17 protein-coding genes and 4 tRNA genes are annotated in these 22,641 nt (G+C 68.4%); 6 read left to right on the forward strand and 15 right to left on the reverse strand.

Annotated elements, in window-relative coordinates; genetic code table 11:
- Positions 1-34: 34 nt before the first annotated feature.
- Positions 35-2,227 (forward strand): Ig-like domain-containing domain, encoded by a 2,193-nt coding sequence (locus AC07RM_RS16280; RefSeq protein ID WP_495335192.1) that lies wholly within the window; start codon positions 35-37, stop codon positions 2,225-2,227.
- Positions 2,228-2,230: 3 nt separating this feature from the next.
- On the opposite strand, the gene AC07RM_RS16285 is transcribed toward AC07RM_RS16280, so the two are convergent.
- The 13 genes from AC07RM_RS16285 to AC07RM_RS16345 form a co-directional block, all read right to left on the reverse strand.
- Entirely contained in the window at positions 2,231-3,550 is a 1,320-nt protein-coding gene (locus tag AC07RM_RS16285; protein ID WP_495335193.1) for an MFS transporter, read from the reverse strand.
- 41 nt (positions 3,551-3,591) lie between these two features.
- The gene (locus AC07RM_RS16290; RefSeq protein ID WP_093344220.1) at positions 3,592-4,230 is read right to left on the reverse strand and encodes a DUF6806 family protein; all 639 of its coding nucleotides are present in this window, start codon (positions 4,228-4,230) and stop codon (positions 3,592-3,594) included.
- Positions 4,231-4,251: 21 nt separating this feature from the next.
- A tRNA-Leu gene (locus AC07RM_RS16295) sits at positions 4,252-4,343 on the reverse strand.
- A gap of 97 nt (positions 4,344-4,440) precedes the next feature.
- Positions 4,441-4,514: transfer RNA gene (locus AC07RM_RS16300), tRNA-Cys, on the reverse strand.
- 64 nt (positions 4,515-4,578) lie between these two features.
- Positions 4,579-4,654: transfer RNA gene (locus AC07RM_RS16305), tRNA-Gly, on the reverse strand.
- Between the two features lie 75 nt (positions 4,655-4,729).
- Positions 4,730-7,168, reverse strand: a complete 2,439-nt coding sequence (lon, locus tag AC07RM_RS16310) for an endopeptidase La (protein ID WP_093344222.1) — start codon at positions 7,166-7,168, stop codon at positions 4,730-4,732.
- 119 nt (positions 7,169-7,287) lie between these two features.
- Positions 7,288-8,553 carry an ATP-dependent Clp protease ATP-binding subunit ClpX gene (gene clpX / locus AC07RM_RS16315; protein ID WP_093344223.1) on the reverse strand — a complete coding sequence of 422 codons (1,266 nt, stop codon included), beginning with the start codon at positions 8,551-8,553 and terminating at the stop codon, positions 7,288-7,290.
- 126 nt (positions 8,554-8,679) lie between these two features.
- A complete protein-coding gene (gene clpP, locus AC07RM_RS16320; protein WP_093344225.1) occupies positions 8,680-9,288 on the reverse strand; it encodes an ATP-dependent Clp endopeptidase proteolytic subunit ClpP in 609 nt (202 codons plus the stop codon).
- A 116-nt stretch (positions 9,289-9,404) separates the two neighbouring features.
- Positions 9,405-10,724, reverse strand: a complete 1,320-nt coding sequence (tig, locus tag AC07RM_RS16325; RefSeq protein ID WP_093344226.1) for a trigger factor — start codon at positions 10,722-10,724, stop codon at positions 9,405-9,407.
- 26 nt (positions 10,725-10,750) lie between these two features.
- A tRNA-Leu gene (locus AC07RM_RS16330) sits at positions 10,751-10,837 on the reverse strand.
- A 183-nt stretch (positions 10,838-11,020) separates the two neighbouring features.
- The gene (locus AC07RM_RS16335; protein WP_495335194.1) at positions 11,021-14,227 is read right to left on the reverse strand and encodes an efflux RND transporter permease subunit; all 3,207 of its coding nucleotides are present in this window, start codon (positions 14,225-14,227) and stop codon (positions 11,021-11,023) included.
- Positions 14,224-15,420: an efflux RND transporter periplasmic adaptor subunit gene (locus AC07RM_RS16340; protein ID WP_296799532.1), complete on the reverse strand. Its 1,197-nt coding sequence runs from the start codon at positions 15,418-15,420 to the stop codon at positions 14,224-14,226. Before AC07RM_RS16340 ends, AC07RM_RS16335 begins: the two co-directional genes overlap by 4 nt.
- A 117-nt stretch (positions 15,421-15,537) precedes the next feature.
- A complete protein-coding gene (locus tag AC07RM_RS16345; RefSeq protein ID WP_495317874.1) occupies positions 15,538-17,451 on the reverse strand; it encodes a potassium transporter Kup in 1,914 nt (637 codons plus the stop codon).
- A 60-nt stretch (positions 17,452-17,511) separates the two neighbouring features.
- Between AC07RM_RS16345 and hpnC the strand changes: the two genes are divergently transcribed.
- From hpnC to AC07RM_RS16365, 4 genes are read left to right on the forward strand one after another with little or no spacing between them, the layout of a single operon-like run.
- Positions 17,512-18,438, forward strand: coding sequence for a squalene synthase HpnC (gene hpnC, locus AC07RM_RS16350; protein ID WP_495325923.1), 927 nt, complete (start codon positions 17,512-17,514; stop codon positions 18,436-18,438).
- Entirely contained in the window at positions 18,435-19,274 is an 840-nt protein-coding gene (gene hpnD, locus AC07RM_RS16355; protein WP_093344234.1) for a presqualene diphosphate synthase HpnD, read from the forward strand. The genes hpnC and hpnD overlap by 4 nt, the downstream gene beginning before the upstream one ends.
- Positions 19,271-20,524 carry a hydroxysqualene dehydroxylase HpnE gene (gene hpnE, locus AC07RM_RS16360; protein ID WP_495335195.1) on the forward strand — a complete coding sequence of 418 codons (1,254 nt, stop codon included), beginning with the start codon at positions 19,271-19,273 and terminating at the stop codon, positions 20,522-20,524. The genes hpnD and hpnE overlap by 4 nt, the downstream gene beginning before the upstream one ends.
- Positions 20,521-20,826 (forward strand): hypothetical protein, encoded by a 306-nt coding sequence (locus AC07RM_RS16365; protein WP_495335196.1) that lies wholly within the window; start codon positions 20,521-20,523, stop codon positions 20,824-20,826. The genes hpnE and AC07RM_RS16365 overlap by 4 nt, the downstream gene beginning before the upstream one ends.
- Here the strand turns inward: AC07RM_RS16365 and AC07RM_RS16370 are convergent.
- The gene (locus tag AC07RM_RS16370) at positions 20,823-21,467 is read right to left on the reverse strand and encodes a LysE family translocator (protein WP_493207852.1); all 645 of its coding nucleotides are present in this window, start codon (positions 21,465-21,467) and stop codon (positions 20,823-20,825) included. The genes AC07RM_RS16365 and AC07RM_RS16370 overlap by 4 nt on opposite strands.
- Positions 21,468-21,591: 124 nt before the next feature.
- Between AC07RM_RS16370 and AC07RM_RS16375 the strand changes: the two genes are divergently transcribed.
- On the forward strand, positions 21,592-21,897 hold the full coding sequence (locus AC07RM_RS16375; RefSeq protein WP_495335197.1) for an NIPSNAP family protein: 306 nt from the start codon (positions 21,592-21,594) through the stop codon (positions 21,895-21,897).
- A 3-nt stretch (positions 21,898-21,900) separates the two neighbouring features.
- Here AC07RM_RS16375 and AC07RM_RS16380 read toward each other — a convergent pair whose 3' ends face one another.
- Positions 21,901-22,632 (reverse strand): HAD family hydrolase, encoded by a 732-nt coding sequence (locus AC07RM_RS16380; RefSeq protein ID WP_093344241.1) that lies wholly within the window; start codon positions 22,630-22,632, stop codon positions 21,901-21,903.
- Between the last annotated feature and the right edge of the window lie 9 nt (positions 22,633-22,641).

Here is a 22,641-nt window from a genome sequence, read left to right on the forward strand (position 1 = left end):
ATGCGCGGTTTGTTCAGAACAACCAACGCGCACCATGACAACGCCCACTCCGCTTCGCTCGACCCGCATTCCCTTCAAGCCCATGCTGCTCGCCAGCGCCCTCTCGCTGATGCTGGCCGCCTGCGGTGGCGGCGGTAGCGACGGCGGTTTCATCGGCTTCCTGCCGCCCCCGCCGCCCGCCACGGCGCCGCCGCCGCCTGCGCCGCAGGGCCAGTTGGTCTCGAGCGCGACCTTCACGCCCAATGCCGGTACCAAGGTCGGCTCCTCCGACGCTTCCACCGCCTTCGCGCTGCCCGACGGCTTCATGATCGTGGCCGACGACGAGGCCAACGTGCTGCGCGTGTATCCGCGTGCCGGCGGCGCCGCGGTCAAGGAATGGAGCTACCAGGACAACGACCCCAAGCTGACTGGCGAGCTCGATCTCGAGGCCGGCGTGCGCATCGGCGACACGCTGTATCTCACCGGCTCCAACAGCAACAAGAAGGACGGCTCGGACGCCCCCGCGCGGTCGCACCTGCTCGCGATCAAGGTCAGCGGCACGGGTGCCGCCACCGCCTTCAACTACGTCGGCGAGTTCGCCCAGCTCGAAAGCCAGCTCGTGGCCTGGGACACCGGTAACGGCCACGGCCTGGGCGCCGACCACTTCGGCTTCGCCGTCTCGGCCGGCAAGGGCGTGATCCCCGAGCAGGTCAACGGCTTCTCGATCGAGGGCATGACCTCCTCGCCGGGCGACACCGCGCTGTGGCTGGGCTTCCGCGCACCGCAGACCAGCACCTCGACGCGCACCAATGCCCTGATCGTGCCGGTGCAGAACTACGCCGCGCTGGTGAACAAGACCGCCACGCAGGCCAGCTTCGGCGCGCCGATCGAGATCGACCTCGGTGGCCGCGGTATCCGCTCGATCGACAAGGGCACAGATGGCCGCTACCTGATCACCGCCGGCCCCGCGGGCCCGGCCAGCGCCGACGTGGACCGCAACTTCGCGCTGTTCTCGTGGAGCGGCAATCCGGCCGAGGCACCGGTCGAGCTCTCGAACGACCTCGACGCGCTGCGCAAGGCCACCGGCGGCAGCTTCGAGTCGGCCGTGGAAGTGCCCGGCCCGGTCGCGGCCGGCACGCAGGTGCAACTGCTGCTCGACAACGGCGACACCGTGTGGCCGGGCCAGACCGACGCGTCGAAGGACCTGCCGCCGGCCGACCAGAAGTTCGAGGGCTTCGTCGTGCGCCTGGGCCAGCCCTGGGTCGATACCGCCGCGCCGGTGCTCAAGAGCGCCTCGCCCAAGGCCGGCGACGGCAGCGTGGGCGTGAACTCGAAGATCACGCTGAATTTCAACGAGGGCGTGCGCCTGGGCGCGGGCAACATCGTGCTGCACAAGGCCGACGGCAGCGTGGTCGAAACCTTCTCGGCCGCGAGCCCGGCCGCGCGCGTGCAGCGCAGCTTCAACGTGCTGACCTTCGCGCCGAGCCAGCCGCTCGCCGCGTCCACCGGTTACTACGTGACCGTGGACGCCAACGCCGTGCTCGATGCCAAGGGCAATGCCTTCGCGGGCGTGTCCGATGCGAGCACCATCGCCTTCACCACCAGCGCGCCGCCCTCCTTCGGCCCCGGCGACATCCTGTTCCTGGGCCTGAACGCCGACAAGACCGACGCCTTCGCCTTCGTGCTGCTCAAGCCGATGGATGCCGGCACGCGCATCGTGTTCACCGACCGCGATCGCACCGCCGACAAGGAGTTCGACGGCGTGACCAACGAGAGCGCCTATGTCTGGACCGCCGACCGCAATCTCACGGTGGGCACCATCGTGACCATCCAGCCGGACGTCAGCAAGAACACCAACCCGATCGCCAACATCGGCACCACGCAGGGTGCGGGCGGCGGCCTCAGCGCGACCAACGAGACGGTCTATGCCTTCGTCGGCGGCACCGTCGCGGGTCTGGGCGACGGCGCGGCTGGTGCAATCAGTGGCGTGGGTACCTACCTGGCCAGCATCACGGTGGGTCCGGCCACGGGCGCGGGCAGCATTCCCGCCGCGCTGAGCAGCGCCGGTGTCGCGATCAACTTCCCCGACAAGTTCGACGTGCTCTACAGCGGTCCGATGCTGCCGGCCTCGCCGACGCCGACCGACATCGCGAACTTCACGGCCAGCGTGAAGAACACGGCGAACTGGAAGTCCCAGGCCGGTACCGGCTGGCCCCTGACCAACGGCAGCCTGTTCGGCGGCTCCTGAGACCTACGCCTGCCCTCGCAGCGCGGCCTCGCGGCCGCGCCGCACGTCGATCGGCCACAGCAGCAGCAGGCCGGCGACGAACAGCACCGCGGTCGACAGGATCGCGATGCGCTGGTTGCCGGCCGTGAGCCAGGTGACCGCGCCGTAGGCCAGCGGGCCGACGATGCTCGCGAGCCGCGTGGCGAAGGACCAGAGGCCGAAGAACTCGGCCATCTGGGCCGGCGGCGCGAAGTAGCCGGTCATCGCGCGGCCGGCCGACTGGCTCGAACCCATCGCCAGGCCCGCGATGGCCGCGGCCCACCAGAAGCCGCCCTTGGTCGTGACCAGCGCGGCGATCACGCAGACGGCGATCCAGGCCACCAGCGTGACGGCCAGCGAGGTCTTGTGGCCGATGCGGTCCTGCAGGTAGCCGAAGCCGAAGGCACCGAGCGCCGCCGCGATGTTGAGCACGAAGATCAGCACCATGGTCTCGCTCGCGACGAAGCCGATCACCTGCTCGGCATAGATCGCGGCCAGCGTGATCGCCACCGCCACGCCGCCCTGGTAGCAGACGGTGCAGGCCAGCAGGGTCATGAAGTCGCGGTAGGCGCGCGCCTGGCGGAAGGTGGAACGCAACTGCTGCCAGGCACCCGGCGCCTTGGCGTCGCCGAGGGCCTGCGCGCTCGGCTTGGCGCGCTCGGGCAGCAGCGCGAAGGTGGCGCAGGCGGCCGTGCCGTAGATCGCGGCGGTGATCAGCATCGTCACGGGCACGAAGTGCGAGGCCGGCAGGCCGCGGGCCTGCGACCACAGCACGTAGGCCAGGCACAGGCCCAGCGCCAGCATGCCGCCGACATAGCCGAAGGCCCAGCCCCAGCCGCTGACCTTGCCCATGCCCTCGGGCGTCGCGAGCTCGGGCAGGAAGGCGCCGGTCAGCGACTCGCCGTAGGAGTAGAAGGTGTTCGACACCACGATCAGCAGCATGGCGACCGCCACGCCCGTGGCGCCCGAGAAGCGCGGCGAAAGCGCCAGCGCCGCGGTGCCGATCACGCAGCCCAAGGTGGTGATCGCCAGCAGCCGCTTCTTGGCCGCGCGCAGGTCGGCCCAGGCACCGATGGCCGGCATCGTGAACATCACGATCGCATAGGAGATGCTGAGCGCCACGGTCCAGGCGAACGGACCCCAGGCCGCGCCCTTGGCGATGCCGCCCACGAAATAGGCGGCGAACACGGCCGTGATGACCACGGTCGTGTAGCCCGAGTTGGCGAAGTCGTACATGGCCCAGCCGAACACCTCGCGCTTGCGCACGCCGGCGTTGAGGGCGGAAGAAGGAAAGAGCGCTGCCATGCGGCGGATGGTGGTGGCGCCGCGTGGCAGGCGTGTGGCGCTCAGTGCAGGTGGCGAGGGCGGCGTCCGCCGCCATGGCCGCTGCTGCCGCCGCCACCGGTACCGCCGGTGCCGCGCGGGCGCTTGCCGATCTCGAGCGAATTCACCAGGGCATCGAAGCGGTCGCTGAACAGGCGGTCGATCTCGGCCACCACGCCGCCGAGTTCGGAGCCGTCGAAGTGGCGCTCCATCAGGTTCACCACGTCCTCGACCAGCAGGTCGCGCTGCACCTGCATGATCGCGGCCGGATTCGGGCCCACGAACAGCATCACGAAGTCGTCGCGCGACTCCTCGTCGGGGTCGCCCTCTTCCTCGTCGAAGTCGGTGTCGTAGAAGGTGACCTCGATGGCCGCGCCGCGCTCGGACAGTTCGTTCAGCGCCATGCACATCTCGTCGAGCGCCTGGCGGAAGTCCTCATCGCCGGCCACGGTCCAGCACATCTGGAGCATGTGGTCCTTGGGCTCGAAGCGGATGCCGGGTTCTTCCTCGTAGGAGCTGGCGGCGCCGTCGGCGAGCGACTTGGCGCCCGCGTATTTCCACAGTGGCTTCAGCGCTTCCTGGATCTGGTCGAAACCGACGTCCGAACGCAGGGCCACGTCGCCATGCACATGAATTTCGAATGGAGCGTTGTAGCGAGGCATTGAATGCTCCCTTGTTAGATGTGGTGCCCGGAACGGGGGTCGAACCCGTATGCCCCGATTAAGGAAGCGGCGGATTTTAAGTCCGATGTGTCTACCAATTTCACCATCCGGGCCCCGGGTTGAATGACGACGATACCCCAAATGAAAACAGCCCCGTCAACGTCGGTTGGCGGGGCCTGGGATCATCGAAGCTGTTCAACGGGAGAAGTGTGGAGGCGCGATCCGGAGTCGAACCGGACTAGACGGATTTGCAATCCGTTGCATAACCGCTTTGCTATCGCGCCACGCAGAAAAAACGAAATCGAACTAGCGAAAAAAAGGGAAGCTGTTGCTTCCCTTTTTCAAAACTGGAGCGGGAAAAGAGTCTCGAACTCTCGACCTCAACCTTGGCAAGGTTGCGCTCTACCAACTGAGCTATTCCCGCGTTTCGAGCCTTGAATTATAGACCAGATTTTCGAGGTTTCGCAAGGCGAGCCCCCGAATTTCATGATCGTGTCGTTCAGTGCTTGACCGAGCCTTCCGAAGCCTGCGACTCGCGCTGCTTCGCGATCTCGGCCACGGCCGCCGCCGAGGCCGCGACCTCTTCGTCGGACAGCGGCGTGGGCAGCTTCTCGAGCGCGATCTCGAGCACCTTGTCGATCCACTTGACCGGCACGATCTCGAGGCCGTTCTTCACGTTCTCGGGAATGTCCTGCAGGTCCTTGGCGTTCTCCTCGGGGATCAGCACCGTCTTGATGCCGCCGCGCAGGGCCGCCAGCAGCTTTTCCTTCAGGCCGCCGATCGCCGTGACTTCGCCGCGCAGCGTGATCTCGCCGGTCATCGCCACATCGGCGCGCACCGGGATTCCCGTGAGCGCCGACACGAAGGCCGTGGTCATCGCCGCGCCCGCGCTCGGGCCGTCCTTCGGCGTGGCGCCGTCGGGCACGTGGATGTGGATGTCGCGCTTCTCGAACACCTCGTCCTTGATGCCCAGGCGGCGCGAGCGGCTGCGCACCACGGTGCGCGCGGCCTCGACCGATTCCTTCATCACGTCGCCCAGCGAACCGGTGCGGCTGATCACGCCCTTGCCGGGCATGGTCACGGCCTCGATCGTCAGCAGGTCGCCGCCGACCTCGGTCCAGGCGAGGCCGACCACCTGGCCGACCTGGTTCTGCTTCTCGGCCAGGCCGAAGGTGAACTTGCGCACGCCGAGGAAGTCGTTGAGGTTCTCGCCGGTGACCGTGACCTTGGGCGTCATCTGCTTGAGCAGCAGGCCCTTGACCACCTTGCGGCAGATCTTCGAGAGCTCGCGCTCGAGCGAACGCACGCCGGCTTCACGCGTGTAGTAGCGCACGATGTCGCGCACGGCCTCCTCGGTGACGAGCAGTTCCTCTTCCTTCACGCCGTTGTTCTTCAGCTGCTTGGGCAGCAGGTACTTGATCGCGATGTTGGTCTTCTCGTCCTCGGTATAGCCCGACAGGCGGATGACTTCCATGCGGTCCAGCAGCGCCGGCGGGATGTTCATCGAGTTCGAGGTGGCGACGAACATCACGTCGCTCAGGTCGAAGTCGACTTCCACGTAGTGGTCGCCGAAGGTGTGGTTCTGCTCGGGATCGAGCACCTCGAGCAGCGCGCTCGACGGGTCGCCGCGGAAGTCGGTGCCCAGCTTGTCGATCTCGTCGAGCAGGAACAGCGGGTTGCGCGTGCCGATCTTGCTGAGCCCCTGAAGCACCTTGCCCGGCAACGCGCCGATGTAGGTGCGGCGGTGGCCGCGGATCTCGGCTTCGTCGCGCATGCCGCCGAGCGCCATGCGGGTGTACTTGCGGCCGGTCGCCTTGGCGATCGACTGCCCGAGCGAGGTCTTGCCCACGCCCGGCGGGCCCACGAGGCACAGGATCGGCGCCTTGACCTTGTCGACACGCTGTTGCACCGCGAGGTACTCGAGGATGCGGTCCTTGACCTTCTCGAGGCCGTAGTGGTCGGCGTTGAGCACCGCCTCGGCATTCGCGAGGTCGTGCTTGATCTTGGTCCGCTTGGCCCAGGGCAGGCCCACCAGCACGTCGATGTAGTTGCGCACCACGGTGGCTTCGGCCGACATGGGCGACATCAGCTTGAGCTTCTTGAGCTCGCCCTCGGCCTTCTTGAGCGCGTCCTTGGGCATCTTGGCGAGCTTGATCTTCTTCTCGATCTCCTCGATGTCCGCGCCCTCCTCGCCTTCGCCGAGCTCCTTCTGGATCGCCTTGACCTGCTCGTTGAGGTAGAAGTCGCGCTGGTTCTTCTCCATCTGGCGCTTCACGCGGCCACGGATCTTCTTGTCGACGTTGAGGATGTCGACCTCGCGCTCGAGCTGGCCGAACAGGTTCTCCAGCCGTGCCTTGGTGTCGTCGAGGTCGAGCACCGCCTGCTTGTTGTCGAGCTTGAGCGGCAGGTGCGCGGCGATCGTGTCGGCCAGGCGACCCGGATCGTCGATGCTCGAGATCGAGGTCAGGATCTCGGGCGGAATCTTCTTGTTGAGCTTCACGTACTGGTCGAACTGCTGCATCACAGCGCGGCGCAGCGCCTCGACCTCGGTGCCCTTCTCGCCGCCCTCGGGCGCCGCCACCGGCGTCACGTTGGCCGAGAAGTGGGTCTCGCCGTCATCGATGCGGTTCACGCGGGCGCGCTGCTGGCCTTCGACCAGCACCTTCACCGTGCCGTCGGGCAGCTTGAGCATCTGCAGGATGGTCGAGACGCAGCCGACCTCGAACATGTCCTCGACCGAGGGCTCGTCCTTGGCGGCGGCCTTCTGGGCCACCAGCATGATGCGGCGCTCGGCCTCCATGGCCAGCTCGAGCGCCTTGATGCTCTTGGGGCGCCCCACGAACAACGGGATCACCATATGGGGGAACACGACGACATCGCGCAGCGGCAGCAGCGGCAGATCGATGGCGTCGGCGGGCAGAGGGGTATGACCGGACATGGATATCCTTTGATTGATCAAGCAAAGATGGTCGGCGACACGGGCATTTCAAGCCCGCGGCCGCAGTCTTTGTCGAAGACGCCGGGCATCTCGGGGGGAAGAGCCGGCTTGGGAGTCACTCAGGCCTTCTTGGCTGCCTCGCGGTACACGAGCAGCGGGGGCTTGTTTTCGTCGATGGTCGATTCCTCGACCACGACCTTGTCGACGTTGGTGGCATTGGGCAGCTCGAACATCGTGTCGATCAGCGACTGCTCGAGGATCGAGCGCAGGCCGCGCGCGCCGGTCTTGCGGGCCAGGGCCTTGCGCGCGATCGCCTTGAGGGCGGCGGGGCGGATCTCGAGGTCCACGCCCTCCATCTGCAGCAGCTTGGTGAACTGCTTGACCACGGCGTTCTTGGGCTCGGTGAGGATGCGCACCAGCGCGTCCTCGCTGAGCTCGGCCAGCGAGGCCACCACGGGCATGCGGCCCACGAGTTCGGGGATCAGGCCGAACTTGATCAGGTCCTCGGGCTCGACCTCGCGGAACACCTCGGTGAGGCTGCGCTGGGCCTTGCTCTTGACGCTGGCGCCGAAACCGATGCCCGAGGCCTCGGTGCGGTTCTCGATCACCTTCTCGAGGCCCGCGAAGGCACCGCCGCAGATGAACAGGATGTTGGTCGTGTCGATCTGCAGGAAGTCCTGGTTCGGGTGCTTGCGCCCGCCCTGGGGCGGCACGCTGGCCATGGTGCCTTCGATCAGCTTGAGCAGCGCCTGCTGCACGCCCTCGCCCGACACGTCGCGCGTGATCGAGGGGTTGTCGGACTTGCGCGAGATCTTGTCGATTTCGTCGATGTAGACGATGCCGCGCTGTGCGCGCTCGACCTCGTAGTTGCAACTCTGCAGCAGCTTCTGGATGATGTTCTCGACGTCCTCGCCGACGTAGCCGGCCTCGGTCAGCGTGGTGGCGTCGGCCATCACGAAGGGCACGTCGAGCTGGCGCGCCAGCGTCTGCGCCAGGAGCGTCTTGCCCGAGCCCGTGGGGCCGATCAGCAGGATGTTGCTCTTGCTGAGCTCCACGTCCTCGCCCTTGGCCTTTTCCTTGTGGCGCAGGCGCTTGTAGTGGTTGTAGACGGCCACCGACAGCATGCGCTTGGCCGGCTCCTGGCCGATCACGTAGTTGTCGAGGTTGGTCTTGATCTCGAGCGGCGTGGGCAGGTCGTTGCGCGCCTCGCGCGCTTCCTCGCCGGCCGGCAGTTCGTCGCGGATGATCTCGTTGCAGAGGTCGATGCACTCGTCGCAGATGAAGACCGAAGGACCCGCGATCAGCTTCTTCACCTCGTGCTGGCTTTTGCCGCAGAACGAGCAGTAGAGCGTTTTTTCGCTGGAAGTGCCTTTTTTCTCGGCCATGGACAGGTGCCTCGTAACGGGTTTGGACAATGATAACGAAACAAAAACGGCGTTTCCCGTGTGGAAAACGCCGTTGTTGCCTTTTTGGCGCCTCCGGCATCGCGACGCCGGTGCGCCGAACCCCGCTCAGGGGCGCTTGGCGATGACCTGGTCGACCAGGCCGTAGTCCTTGGCCTCGTCGGCCGTCAGGAAGTAATCGCGCTCGGTATCGGACTTGACCTTGTCCAGCGGCTGGCCGGTGCGCTCGGCCAGGATGCGGTTCATCTGGTCCTTGGTGCGCAGGATGTCGCGCGCATGGATCTCGATGTCGGTGGCCTGGCCGCGGGCGCCGCCGAGCACCTGGTGGATCATGATCTTCGAGTTGGGCAGCGAGAAGCGCTTGCCCTTGGCACCGGCCGCGAGCAGGAACGCGCCCATGCTGGCCGCGAAGCCCACGCACAGGGTCGAGACCTCGGGCTTGATGAACTGCATGGTGTCGTAGATCGCCATGCCGGCCGTGACGCTGCCGCCCGGGGAGTTGATGTAGAACGAGATGTCCTTGTCGGGGTTCTCGCTCTCGAGGAACAGCAGCTGGGCCACCACGAGGTTGGCGGTCTGGTCGTTGACCTCGCCCACCAGGAAGATGATGCGTTCCTTGAGGAGCCGCGAGTAGATGTCGTAGGACCGTTCGCCACGGCCCGATTGCTCGATGACCATCGGGACCATGCCGAGGCCTTGGATTTCCTGTGCGCTCATGAATTTGCTCCGGAGAAGGGTTCGTTCGCTGTCGTCAATCTGAACTGTACGCCTGAGTGAAATGGGGCTCGTGCCGCAAAGCACAAGCCCCATGGCGTCCCGGGCCGAGGCGGCGATCAGGCCTGTTGCTGCTGCGCCATCAGTTCGTCGAACGATACCGACTTCTCGGCGACCTTGGCTTTGCCGAGCACGAAATCGGTCACGTTGTTCTCGATCACCACGGCCTCGACTTCGGCCAGGCGGTTGTTGTCGCTGAAGTACCAGCGCACCACGTCGGCCGGCTTCTCGTAGCTCGAGGCGAGCTCGTCGATGTGGGCCTTGATCTGCTCGGGCTTGGCCTGCAGGTTGTTGGCACGCACCAGCTCGGCGACCACCAGGCCCAGGCGCACGCGGCGCTCGGCCTGGGGACGGAACACTTCCTCGGGGATCGGGGCCTTGTCGGCGTCCTTGATGCCGCGCTGCTTGAGCTCGGCGCGCGCGCCTTCGATCATGCGGTTGACTTCGGACTGCACGCTGGCGTTGGGCAGGTCGAGCTCGGCGTTGGCCACCAGCGCGTCCATCACGGCGTTCTTGTTGCGCGCCAGCAGGCGGAACTTGACCTCGCGCTCGAGGTTCTTCTTGATGTCGGCGCGCAGGCCGTCGACCGTGGCATCGGCGATGCCGAGCGACTTGGCGAGCTGCTCGTTGACTTCGGGCAGGTGCGAGGCTTCGATCTTCTTCAGCGTGACGAGGAAGTCGGCCTGCTTGCCGGCCACGTCCTGGCCGTGATAGTCGGCCGGGAACGACAGCGGGAAGGTGCGGCTGTCGCCGGCCTTCATGCCGCGCACGGCGTCTTCGAATTCCTTGAGCATCTGGCCTTCGCCGACCACGAACTGGAAGTCCTCGGCCTTGCCGCCCTGGAAGGGCTCGCCGTCGATCTTGCCTTCGAAGTCGACGGTCACGCGGTCGTCGTCCTGGGCCACGGCATCCTGCGCGCGCTGCGCGAAGGTGCGGCGCTGCTTGCGCAGGATGTCCAGGGTCTTGTCGATCGCGTCGTCGCCCACTTCGGCCGACAGCTTCTCGACTTCGGCGCCCGACAGGTCGTTGATCTTGACTTCGGGGAACACCTCGAACACGGCGTCGAAGGACAGCTCGCCCTCGGGCGCGCCTTCCTTCTCGGTGATGCGGGGCTGGCCGGCCACGCGCAGCTTGGCTTCGTTGGCGGCCTGCGAGAAGGCCTCGCCGACCTTGTCGTTCATGACCTCGAACTGCACCGAGTAGCCATAGCGCTGGGCCACGACGTTCATCGGCACCTTGCCGGGACGGAAGCCGTCCATCTTGACGGTGCGCGCGAGCTTCTTGAGGCGCGAATCGACTTCGGACTGGATGATGCCGACCGGCAGGGTCAGCGTGATCTTGCGTTCGAGCTTCTCGAGGGTTTCAACGGTCACGGTCATGAACTTCTTCCTAATGAGGGATTGGCTGGTGCGCGGGGCCGGACTCGAACCGGCACGTTCTTGCGAACGTCAGGACCTAAACCTGGTGCGTCTACCAATTTCGCCACCCGCGCTTTTGCCTTTTTCAGGTGAATGCAAAAGCGGACGGCCTGGGCGCCGGGAAGAACCCGGCAGTCCAAGACCGTCCGCTCGAAATCGGTCAACCGCGCATTTTAGTCGAAACCGGAAGGCTCCCGGCTTCTCCCCGGCACGGAGTTCGCTGCCTGGCGGGGCGGGACAAACCCTGCATCCGCCCGTCAGGCCGCCTGGGGGCCCGGCAAGGCGCCGGTGCCCTGCGGTGGCGGCGGCTTCGCTTCCTCGCGCTTGACCCGGAACGCCGCCGCATACATCGCCGGCAGCGCCAGCAAGGTCAGCACCGTCGCCACGATCAGCCCGCCCATGATGGCGACCGCCATCGGGCCCCAGAACACGCTGCGCGAGAGCGGGATCATCGCCAGCACGGCGGCCGCGGCGGTCAGCACGATCGGGCGCAGGCGGCGCACGGCCGACTCGACGATGGCGTCCCAGGCCGGCACGCCGGCCGCGCGGTCGTGCTCGATCTGGTCGATCAGGATCACGGCGTTGCGCTGGATCATCCCCATCAGCGCGATCACGCCGAGCAGCGCGACGAAGCCGAAGGGCCGGTTCAGCACCAGCAGCGCACCGGCCACGCCGGCGATGCCCATGGGTCCGGTGATGAACACCAGCAGCGAGCGGCTGAAGCTGTGCAGCTGCAGCATCAGCAGCGTGAACACCAGGAACAGCATGATCGGCACGCCGGCCACGATGGAGGCCGAGCCCTTGCTGCTCTCCTCCACGGCACCCGCCACCTCGATGCGGTAGGCGCCCTGCCCGGCCGCGTGCCAGCCGGCCTCGAGCTCGCGCAGCTTCGGCAGCAGCTGGTCGGTCACGGTCGCGCCCTGCAGGCCCTCGGTCACGTCGCCCTGCACGGTGATCGCGTAGTCACGGTTCTCGCGCCACATCACGCCCGGCTCCCAGGTGAACACCGGTCGGGCGATCTGCGTCAGCGGGATCGAGCGGCCCGAGGCCGTCGGCAGGTAGGCATTGCCGATGTCCGAGATGGCTTCGCGCTCGTCGGCCGACTGGCGCAGCACGATGTCGATCAGCAGGTCGTTCTCGCGGTACTGGCCCACGGTGGTGCCGCTGAACATGGTGCGCGAGGCCTGCGCGATGGCCTGGCTGGTCACGCCGAGCGCGCGCGCCTTGGCCTGGTCGACCTCGAGGCGGATCACCTTCACCGACTCGTTCCAGTTGTCGTTCACGCCGCGCATGTTGGCGTTCTCGCGCAGCACGGCCTTGACCTCGTCGGCATGCGCGCGCAGCTGCGCCGGATCGGTGCCGATCACGCGGAACTGCACCGGGTACGGCACCGGCGGCCCGTTGGGCAGCAGCTTCACGCGGCCGCGCACCTCGGGGAATTCCTGCGCCAGCAGGCCGGGCAGCGACAGCCGCAGCGTCTCGCGCACCTTGAGGTCGCTCGCCAGCACGATCAGCTGCGAGACGTTGGACTGCGGGAACACCTGATCCAGCGGCAGGTAGAAGCGCGGCACGCCCGAGCCGATCCAGGTGCTGACGGTCTTCACGCCCGCTTCCTTGAGGATGCGCTGCTCGACCCGCTTCGCCACCTCCTCGTTGGCCTGGAACGAGGTGCCCTCGGGGAACCAGATGTCGACCAGGATCTCGGGCCGGCTCGAGTCGGGGAAGAACTGCTGCTGCACCTTGCCCATGCCGACGATGCCGAGCGCGAAGATCAGCACGGTGGCGCCGATGGTCAGCCAGCGATGCTGCACGCACCAGTTCACCGCGCGGCGGAAGGCGTTGTAGAACGGCGTGTCGAACAGCTCGTGCGGCGGCGCGTCCGGGTCGTGCGGCTTGACCTTGAGCAGCAAGGTGCCCAGGTACGGCACGAAGTACACCGAGACGATCCACGACAGCACCAGCGCGATCACCGTCACCGCGAAGATCGCGAAGGTGTATTCGCCGGTCACCGACTTGGCGATGCCGATCGGCAGGAAGCCCGCGGCGGTGATCAGCGTGCCGGTGAGCATGGGCTTGGCCGTCACGTCGTAGGCGAAGGTGGCGGCGCGGACCTTGTCGTAGCCCTCCTCCATCTTCCGCACCATCATCTCGACCGCGATGATCGCGTCGTCCACCAGCAGGCCCAGCGCGATGATCAGCGAGCCCAGCGATATCTTGTGCAGCCCGATGCCGAAGTAGTTCATCGCCAGGAAGGTCACGGCCAGCACCAGCGGGATGGTGATCGCCACCACCAGGCCGGGACGCATGTCGATGTACCAGCCGAAGCGCCCGCCCTTGTGCAGGCCCAGCGAGATGATGCTGACCGCCAGCACGATGGCCACGGCCTCGATCAGCACGCGCACGAACTCGTTGACCGAGCTCGCCACGGCGACCGGCTGGTCCTGCACCTGCGCGAGCTTCACGCCCAGCGGCAGCTGCTTGTCGATGCTCGCGGTGGCCGCGCGCAGCGCCTTGCCCAGCGCGATGATGTCGCCGCCCTTGGTCATCGACACGCCGAGCGCGATCACTTCCTTGCCCTGGTGGTGCACCTTGACCGCGGGCGGATCGATGTAGCCGCGACGGATCTCGGCGATGTCGCCGAGCTTGAGCTGGTTGCCCGAGCTGCCGCGGATCGGCATCTCGCGCAGCTGGTCGACGTTGGTGAACTGGCCGCCCACGCGCACCTGCACCACGTCGAGCGGCGACTGGATCGTGCCGGCGCTCTCGACCGCGTTCTGCGAACCGAGCTGCTGCAGCACGGCGTTGAAGTCGAGGCCCAGCTGCGCCAGGCGCTTCTGGGATATCTCGATGAAGACCTTCTCGTCCTGCACGCCGAACTGGTCGACCTTGGCCACGTCCTTCACGCGCAGCAGCTGCTGGCGCACGTCGTCGGCCAGGGTCTTGAGCTCGGCATAGCTGAAGCCCTCGCTCTCGAGCGCGTAGATCACGCCGTAGACGTCGCCGAAGTCGTCGTTGAAGAACGGCCCCTGCACGCCCGCGGGCAGGGTGCCGCGCATGTCGCCGATCTTCTTGCGCACCGTGTACCAGACGTTGGCGACCTCGCTCGCCTTCGAGGAGTCCTTGATCTGGAAGATGATCTGCGACTCGCCGGGCTTGGAGTAGCTGCGGATCTTGTCGGCGTACGGCGCCTCCTGCAGCGTGCGCTCGAGCTTGTCGGTGACCTGCTCGGCCACCTGCTGCGCGGTGGCGCCGGGCCAGTAGGTGCGCACCACCATCGCGCGGAAGGTGAAGGGCGGATCCTCGTCCTGCCCGAGCTGGAAATAGGCGAAGGCGCCCAGCAGCATCAGCACCAGCATCAGGTAGCGCGTGAGCGGCGCGTGGTCGAGCGCCCATTTCGAGAGATTGAAGCCGCCCGCGCGGGCGGCCGGCTCGGCGCCGTGGTTCGCCTTGTCAGCGCCGCTCATTTGCCGGCACCCGCTGCGATCTCCTTCTTGTTGGCGGCCACGGGCGCGACGCCCTGCGTGGCACTGCCCGCGTCCGCACCGCCCGCCGCCACTTCACGCGGCTGGTAGATCGTGACCTTCTGGCCCGGCGACAGCACGTGCACCCCCGCCACCACCACCTGCATGCCGGGCGTCACACCGGCGCCGATCACGGCCTCGTTGCCGTCGGCGGTCGCCACCTGCACCGGCTGCGAGCGCACGGTCATGGTCGACTTGTCGAGCACCCACACGGCCGTGCCCTTGCCTTCCTGGCGCAGCGCGCTGGTCGGCAGCTTGACGACGGCCGGGCCGCTGCGCGCGAGCGCCTGCGGCCGCGCATAGACCGTGGCGCCGAGCGCGGGCGCGCTCGCGGCATCGATCGCCACCTTCACGGTGAAGGTGCGGGTCACGGCGTCGGCGCTGGCCGCCACCTCGCGCACCTGGCCCTGCAGTTCCTCGCCGCCCGACCAGCCGCGCACCGCGACCGCCGAGCCGGGCTTGATCAGGCCCGCGCGGTCCTCGGGCACCGCGAACACCACGTCGCGCGCGCCGTCCTGCGCGATCCGCACCACCGGCGTGCCGGCCTGCACCACCTGGCCCGGTTCGGCCTCGATGGCGGTGATGACGCCGGCCACGTCGGCCACCAGCGTCGTGTAGTTGGCCTGGTTGCCCTGCGACGAGAGCTGGGCCTGCGCCTGCTCGAGCTGGGCCTGGGCCGCCTTCCAGGTCGATTCGCGGCGCTCGAGCTCGGCGCCGCTGATGAAGTTCTGCTCGCGCAGCTCGCGGTAGCGCTTCAGGTCGGCCGCGGCCAGGTCGCGGTTGGTCAGCGCCGCGGCCTGCTGGGCACGGGCGGCCTCGGCGGCCAGCCGGTAGTCCTGCGGATCGAGCTGGGCCAGCACCTGGCCGGCCTGCACGCGCTGGCCGAGCTCGGCCTGGCGGCGCGTGATCTTGCCTGCCACGCGGAAGCCCAGGCGCGACTCGACGCGCGCCCGCACCTCGGCCGAGAACTCGGGCTGGGCATCGAATTCGCTGGTGCCCACTGTCACCAGCTTGACCGCGCGGACCGGTTCCTCCGCGGGTTTGGACGGCGAGCAGGCGGCCAGGGCCACGAGGGCGGGAACCAGCAGCCAGGCGGCCGCGCGGTCGAGCGAGAAGATGGATTGGGAGGCGGTCATGAGACACCCTGGAAGGAACGAACCGGGTCTTTAATGACCCACCGGTTAGTAATCTAGGGTAAACGTGAACCGCTGTCAATTACCCGCCGGTCAGTAGCGCCGGCGGCCGCCTTGTGCTCAGGTCCGCTGGCCCATTTCCACCAGCCGGTTGTCGGGCAGCTCGAAGTAGTCCGAGGCGCGCCCCGCGTTGCGCTGCAGCCAGCCGAACAGCGCGCGCCGGATCGGGTTGAGGCCCGGCAGGTTCTCCTCGCCCACCGAGGCGCGCGAGACGAAGTACGAGGTCTTCATCGAGTCGATCGCCAGCGTCTTCTGGTAGGCCAGGATGCGGATGAACTCGGGCACGTCGGGCCGTTCCATGAAGCCGTGGCGCGCCGTCACGACCCAGATGCCGGTCATCAGCGACTCGGCCTCGATGCGCAGGCGCGCGTCGACGCGCGGCGTGTCGCAGGGCAGCACGCGCAGCACGATCACCTGCTCGTGCAGCACCTGGTTGTGCTTGAGGTTGTGCAGCAGCGCATGCGGCACCGACGTGACGTTGACGTTGAGGAACACCGCCGTGCCCTGCACCCGGTGCGGCATGTGGTGGGCCAGCGATTCGAAGAAGGGCCGCAGCGGCAGGCTCTCGGCCGCGGCCGCCTCCAGCCCCAGGCGGCGTCCCTTGGCCCAGGTGGTGAACAGCAGCATCACGCCCGCGGCCACCGCCAGCGTGAGCCAGCCGCCCTCGGCCACCTTGAGGCTGTTGGCGACCACGAAGGTCAGGTCGACCGCCGCGAAGGCCGCCACGCCCAGCGCCACCGCCGGCTTGTTCCAGCGCCACAGCCCCCAGGCCACGATGCCGGCCAGCAGGGTAGTCGTGACCATGGTGATCGACACCGCGATGCCGTAGGCGGCCGACAGCGCGCTCGAGCTGCGGAAGCCCAGCACCAGCAGCAGCACGCCCACCATCAGCAGCCAGTTGACGGTCGGCACGTAGATCTGGCCGATGGCCGTGCCCGAGGTCTGGATCACGCGCATGCGCGGGAGGTAGCCCATGCGCATCGCATGCGCCGTGAGCGAGAAGGCGCCCGAGATCACGGCCTGCGAGGCGATCACCGTCGCCATCGCGGCCAGCAGCACCATCGGCAGCACGCCCCAGGCCGGAAAGAGCCGGAAGAAGGGATTGTCGATGGCGGCTGGATTGGCCAGCACCAGCGCGCCCTGGCCGAAGTAGTTGAGCACCAGCCCCGGCAGCGCGATGAAGAGCCACGCGAGCCGGATCGGCCGCGCGCCGAAGTGGCCCATGTCGGCATACAGCGCCTCGCCGCCGGTGAAGGCCAGGAACACCGCGCCCAGAACCGCCAGCGACTGCAGCCGGTGCTCGACCAAAAACAGCACGGCGCGCCGCGGATCGAGCGCCGCCAGCACCTGCGGCTGGGCCAGCACCTGCAGCAGCCCGGCCACGCCGATCACCACGAACCACAGCAGCATCACCGGTCCGAACACCTTGCCGACCGCGCCCGTGCCCTTCTTCTGCACCGCGAACAGCGCGATCAGGATCACCACCGTGATCGGCAGCACCGCGCGCTCGAGCATCGGCGCGCGCACCTCCAGCCCCTCGACCGCCGACAGCACCGAGATCGCCGGCGTGATCAGGCTGTCGCCGTAGAACATGGCCGCGCCCACCAGGCCCAGCAGTCCGATCAGGTGGCCGAGCCAGGGCTTCGCACCGATGCGCGAGGCGGCATTGCGCGCCAGCGCCTGCAGCGCCAGGATGCCGCCCTCGCCGTCGTGGTCGGCGCGCAGCACGAACACCACGTACTTGAGCGTCACCACGAACAGCAGGCCCCAGAAGATCAGCGACAGCAGGCCCAGCACCGCGTCGGGCGAGAACGGCACGCCGTGCTCGGGATTGAGCGTTTCCTTGAAGGCGTACAGCGGCGAAGTGCCGATGTCGCCGAACACGACGCCGAGCGCCGCGATCACGACCAGGCCCTTGCCGGCCGGGTGCGCCGCGTCGCCTTGCGCGGTGGAGGTCCTGGCCGGTGCATTCATGGGGCAAGAATCGGGAGTGGGGACGCCGGGAGCATAGCCGTGCTGGTTGACAATCGCAGCGTGTCCCAGACGCCCCCTCCCCCCCTCGCCGCCGCCGCCCCGACGCACTACGAGAATTTTCCCGTGGCCTCGTGGCTGTGCCCGCCGCGGCTGCGCGCGCCGATCGCGGCCATCTACCACTTCGCGCGCACGGCCGACGACATCGCCGACGAGGGCCAGGCCACGCCCGCGCAGCGGCTGGCCGAGCTGCACGCCTACCGTGCCGCGCTGGCCGATGCGGCCCAGGGCCGGGTCGACCCGGCCGGGCGCTGGGCCGGGGTGTTCGGCCCGCTGGCCCACAACATCGAAACCTTCGGCCTGCCCGAGACGCTGCTGGCCGATCTGCTCGACGCCTTCATGCAGGACATCGTGAAGACCCGCGACGGCAGCGACTACGCCGACCGCGAGGAGCTGCTCGACTACTGCCGCCGCTCGGCCAACCCCGTGGGCCGGCTGCTGCTGCACCTGTACGGCGTGCACGACGCGCCCTCGCTGGCGCAGAGCGACGCCATCTGCAGCGCGCTGCAACTCATCAATTTCTGGCAGGACCCGAGCGTGGACCTGCCGCGCGGGCGCTTCTACTTCCCGCTGACCGACTGCGCCCGGCGCGGCTTCACGCGCCAGCACTTCAAGGTGTTCGCGCCGCTCTCGCCCGCCTACCCGCCGCCGCAGGAGGCGATCAACCTGATCTCGGTGGTGTCGTTCTGGGCCCGCGAGCTGATGCACCAGGGCGCGCCGCTGGTGCACCGACTGCCGGGGCGCGCCGGCTGGGAGCTGCGCCTGGTCGTGCAGGGCGGCCTGCGCATCCTCGACAAGATCGAGGACCTGGGCTTCGACAGCTTCACGCAGCGGCCCACGATCGGCAAGGCCGATGCCCCCGTGCTGCTCTGGAAGGCGCTGCGGATGCGGAGACAATCACGGCCCATGAACGCAGCGCCCTCCCGATGAATCCCGAGCAATACGTGCAAGACAAGGCCGCCGCCTCGGGCAGCAGTTTCTATTACGCCTTCCTGTTCCTTCCCAAGCCGCGGCGCGCGGCCATCACCGCCTTCTACGCCTTCTGCCGCGAGGTCGACGACGTGGTCGACGAGGTCAGCGACCCCGGCGTGGCCGCCACCAAGCTCGCCTGGTGGCGCACCGAGGTGGCCCAGGCCTTCGCGGGCACGCCGCGCCATCCGGTGATGCAGGCGCTGATGCCGCACGTGGCGGCCTACGGTATCGAGGCGCGCCAGCTCGACCAGGTCATCGAGGGTTGCCAGATGGACCTCGAGCAGACCCGCTACCTCGACTTCCCCGGCCTCGCGCGCTATTGCCACCTGGTGGCGGGCGTGGTGGGCGAGGTGGCGGCGCGCATCTTCGGCCAGACCGAGGCGCAGACCACCGCCTACGCGCACAAGCTCGGGCTCGCGCTGCAGCTCACCAACATCATTCGCGACGTGGGCGAGGACGCCCTGCGCGGGCGCATCTACCTGCCGGTCAACGACCTGCAGAAGCACGAGGTCAAGGCGCACGAGATCCTCAACCGCGTGCATTCCGAGCGCTTCGTCGCGCTGATGAAGTTCCAGGCGCAGCGCGCCCATGCCGCCTACGACGAGGCGCTGGCGCTGCTGCCCGCGGCCGACCGCCGCGCGCAGAAGCCCGGCCTGATGATGGCCAGCATCTACCGCACCCTGCTGCGCGAGATCGAGCGCGACGACTTCCAGGTGCTGAACCAGCGCGTGAGCCTCACGCCCGTGCGCAAGCTGTGGCTGGCCTGGAAGGTGCAGGCGCTGGGCCGGCTGTGAGGCTGGCGGTCGTCGGCGCCGGCTGGGCCGGCCTGGCCTGCGCGGTCGAGGCCGTGCGCCAGGGCCATGCGGTCACCCTGTTCGAGGCCGCACCCAGCGCTGGCGGCCGCGCGCGCCGCGTCGACGACATGCACGGCATGGCGCTCGACAACGGCCAGCACATCCTGATCGGCGCCTACGCCGCCACGCTGCAGCTGATGCGCGATGTCGGTGTCGATCCCGAACGGGCGCTGCTGCGCCTGCCGCTGTCGCTGCGCTTCGCCGATGGCGGCGGCCTGCAGCTGCCGCGGCTGCCCGCACCGCTCGACCTGCTGGCGGGCATCTTCCGGGCGCGCGGCTGGACCTGGCGCGACAAGTCCGCGCTGCTGCGCACCGCGATCGGCTGGCGCCTCAAGGGCTTTCGCTGCGACGCCTCGACCACCGTGGCCGAGCTCTGCGCGGGCCTCACGCCGCGCGTGATGCAGGAGCTGATCGAGCCGCTGTGCGTCTCGGCGCTCAACACGCCCGTTGCGCAATCGAGCGGCCAGGTCTTCCTGCGCGTGCTCCACGACGCATTGTTCAGCGGCAGCGGCGGCGCCGACCTGCTGCTGCCGCGCGCCGACCTCGGCGCGCTGCTGCCCGATGCGGCGCTCGCCTGGCTGCGCGCGCATGCCGCGAGCCTGCGCATCGGCCAACGCGTGCGCGCGATCGCGCCCGAGGCGAAGGCCTGGCGCGTCGACGGCGAAGCCTTCGACCGCGTGGTGCTGGCCTGCGCGCCCTGGGATGCCGCGCGGCTCGTGCGCGCCAGCGGCCTCCCGGCCGAGGCCTGGTGCGCCAACACCGAAGCACTACGCTTCGAGGCCATCGCCACGATCTACCTGCGCGGCGCCACGCCGCTGGCCGAACCGATGCTCGCGCTACGCAGCGACCCGGCCACGGCGCCGGCCCAGTTCGTGTTCGACAAGGAACGGCTCTGCGGCCTGCCGGGCGTGCTCGCGATGGTCGTGAGCGCCAACGAGACGCCGCGCGAGCTGCTCGAGACGCAGGCGCTCGCGCAGGCGGCCGCGCAACTGGGCCAGGCCGGCCTGCGGGTGGTGCAGACCGTGGTCGAGAAGCGTGCGACCTTCGCCTGCACGCCTAGACTGGCGCGGCCACCGGCCACCATCGCGCCCGGCCTGCTGGCCTGCGGCGACTATGTGGCAGGCCCCTACCCCGCCACGCTCGAGGGCGCGGTGCTCAGCGGCCTGGCCGCTGCGAGGGCGACGGCATGAGCAGCGAGTTGCGCTACCTCGACTTCGACTACAGCGAGGACGCCGACGGCCATGGCAGCTTCGATGCGATGGCCTCGGTCGCGCCCGAACGCGTGGGCGAGGTCCGCGCCGAGATCGACCGGATGCTGGCCTGGGCCGAGGCCGCCTTTCCCGATGCGCGCGGCGCGCTCGACGAGGGGGCGGTGTGGGACTATGACCTGCAGCACACGCGCGACGATGCGCGCTTCGAGACCCTGGCCTTCTCGCTGAGCGGCACGGCCGATTTCTGCGCCGCGCTGCGCGAGCGCTTCGGCCTCGACTAAGCGGCAGCCTTGTTGCGCAGCCGCAGCAGGCTCAGCCCCAGCAGCACGAAGGCGCCACCCGAGACCTTGTTGAACAGCCGCGTGCGGCGCGGGTCCGACAGCTGCTTGCGCAACAGGCGCGCCAGCAGCACATAGAAGGCATGCGACAGCACCGAGGCGGCCGCGAAGGTGGTGGTCAACACCGCGAACTGGGTGGCGATCGGCGCGTCCTGCGTGAGGAACTGCGGGAACAGCGCCGAGAAGAACAGGATGCTCTTCGGGTTCGTCAGTGCCACCGTCAGGCCATGGCCGAACAGGCGCCAGCTCGAACGCGGCGAGCCCGCCGCCGAGGCGCCCTGCAGGTCGGCGAACACGCTGCCCTGGCTGCGCCACTGCTTGATGCCGAGGTAGATCAGGTAGGCCGCGCCCGCCAGCTTCAGCACCATGAAGGCATGGGCCGAGGTCGAGAGCACCACGCCCAGCCCGGCCATCGCGGCGGCCGACACCATGAAGAGCCCCGTCGCATTGCCCAGCGAGCTGATCATCGCGCGGCGCGGACCCACGGACATCGAGTTCGACACCGCCAGCAGCACCGCGGGGCCGGGCGTGAAGGCGACGAGCAGGGTCACGCCGCAGAAGAGGAGCCAGTTGGACAGATGCATGGGGAGCTTTCGCGCGGCGCGCTCGCGCCGCAGGCCGGGGAAGCAAAACTATAGTCGGGCCACCCGTTCGCCGCAGCCGCGGCGGAAATTGCCCTCACGGCCCACCCTCCCCCTTCACCCCACCATGGTCACCTGCTACCTGCGCTACATCGTCGACCCCTACAAGCTCAAGGAGTTCGAGCACTACGGCAAGCTCTGGATTCCCTTGGTCGAGAAGTTCGGCGGCCAACACCACGGCTACTTCCTGCCCTCGGAGGGCGTCAGCAACGTGGCGCTCGCGATGTTCAGCTTTCCCAGCCTCGCGGCCTACGAGCGATACCGCGCCGACTCGATGCAGGACGCGGACTGCCAGGCCGCCTTCCGCTATGCCGAGGAAACGCGCTGCTTCCTCAGCTACGAGCGCAGCTTCTTTCGTCCGGTCTTCGCCTGAGGATCAGGCGCCGAGCGCCACGCACAGTGCATGCAGGTTCGGCACGATCAGCTGCGGCCGCGCGCCATGCACCCAGGGCCGCTCGTCGCGCACCAGCCAGGCGGCCTGCATGCCGGCGTTGAGCGCGCCCACCACGTCGAGCTCGGCATCGTCGCCCACGTGCAGCACGTCCTTGGGCAGCAGGCCGACCGAGGCCGCGGCCGCGCGGAAGATCGGCGCATGCGGCTTGCCGCTGCCGAAGGCGCGCGCATTGAAGGCGGTGCGGAACCAGCGCGCCACGCCGGTCTTGTGGATGTCGGCATTGCCGTTCGACACCGCCACCAGCGGATAGCGTTCGCTGAGCCACTTGAGCGCGGGCAGCGCATCGTCGTAGAGCGTCACGCGCTGACGTTCGGCGAAGAAGGCATCGAAGGCCGGATCGGCCAGCGCCGGGTCCTCGCCTGCGCGGCGCAGCGCGGTGCGTATCGATTCGCGGCGCAGCGCGCTGAGGTCGTGCGCGAGGTCGGAACGCTCCTTGGCCGTGGCTTCGCGCAGTTCGCGCAGCACGCCCGGCGTGACCAGCAGCGCGGCCGTCTTCGGCGCCTCGCGCAGCAGCCAGGCATGCAGCACGGCCTCCGCGCGTTCGATGGTCGGCCAGATCGGCCAGAGGGTGTCGTCGAGGTCGAGGGTGATGGCGCTGATGCGCTTGAGATCGAGCGGCGCGTTGCTCGCGGGGACCGTGGGGTCGGAAGTCATGCCCGAGAA

The sequence above is a fragment of the Variovorax sp. GW821-FHT09B05 genome (assembly GCF_059418265.1).

What these genes read in the sequence shown, in the direction of transcription:
- AC07RM_RS16280 (WP_495335192.1), top strand. Translation starts at nt 35, where the DNA reads ATGACAACGCCCACTCCGCTTCGCTCGACCCGCATTCCCTTCAAGCCC.
- AC07RM_RS16285 (WP_495335193.1), bottom strand. Translation starts at nt 3,550, where the DNA reads ATGGCAGCGCTCTTTCCTTCTTCCGCCCTCAACGCCGGCGTGCGCAAG.
- AC07RM_RS16290 (WP_093344220.1), bottom strand. Translation starts at nt 4,230, where the DNA reads ATGCCTCGCTACAACGCTCCATTCGAAATTCATGTGCATGGCGACGTG.
- lon (WP_093344222.1), bottom strand. Translation starts at nt 7,168, where the DNA reads ATGTCCGGTCATACCCCTCTGCCCGCCGACGCCATCGATCTGCCGCTG.
- clpX (WP_093344223.1), bottom strand. Translation starts at nt 8,553, where the DNA reads ATGGCCGAGAAAAAAGGCACTTCCAGCGAAAAAACGCTCTACTGCTCG.
- clpP (WP_093344225.1), bottom strand. Translation starts at nt 9,288, where the DNA reads ATGAGCGCACAGGAAATCCAAGGCCTCGGCATGGTCCCGATGGTCATC.
- tig (WP_093344226.1), bottom strand. Translation starts at nt 10,724, where the DNA reads ATGACCGTGACCGTTGAAACCCTCGAGAAGCTCGAACGCAAGATCACG.
- AC07RM_RS16335 (WP_495335194.1), bottom strand. Translation starts at nt 14,227, where the DNA reads ATGAGCGGCGCTGACAAGGCGAACCACGGCGCCGAGCCGGCCGCCCGC.
- AC07RM_RS16340 (WP_296799532.1), bottom strand. Translation starts at nt 15,420, where the DNA reads ATGACCGCCTCCCAATCCATCTTCTCGCTCGACCGCGCGGCCGCCTGG.
- AC07RM_RS16345 (WP_495317874.1), bottom strand. Translation starts at nt 17,451, where the DNA reads ATGAATGCACCGGCCAGGACCTCCACCGCGCAAGGCGACGCGGCGCAC.
- hpnD (WP_093344234.1), top strand. Translation starts at nt 18,435, where the DNA reads ATGAATCCCGAGCAATACGTGCAAGACAAGGCCGCCGCCTCGGGCAGC.
- AC07RM_RS16365 (WP_495335196.1), top strand. Translation starts at nt 20,521, where the DNA reads ATGAGCAGCGAGTTGCGCTACCTCGACTTCGACTACAGCGAGGACGCC.
- AC07RM_RS16370 (WP_493207852.1), bottom strand. Translation starts at nt 21,467, where the DNA reads ATGCATCTGTCCAACTGGCTCCTCTTCTGCGGCGTGACCCTGCTCGTC.
- AC07RM_RS16375 (WP_495335197.1), top strand. Translation starts at nt 21,592, where the DNA reads ATGGTCACCTGCTACCTGCGCTACATCGTCGACCCCTACAAGCTCAAG.
- AC07RM_RS16380 (WP_093344241.1), bottom strand. Translation starts at nt 22,632, where the DNA reads ATGACTTCCGACCCCACGGTCCCCGCGAGCAACGCGCCGCTCGATCTC.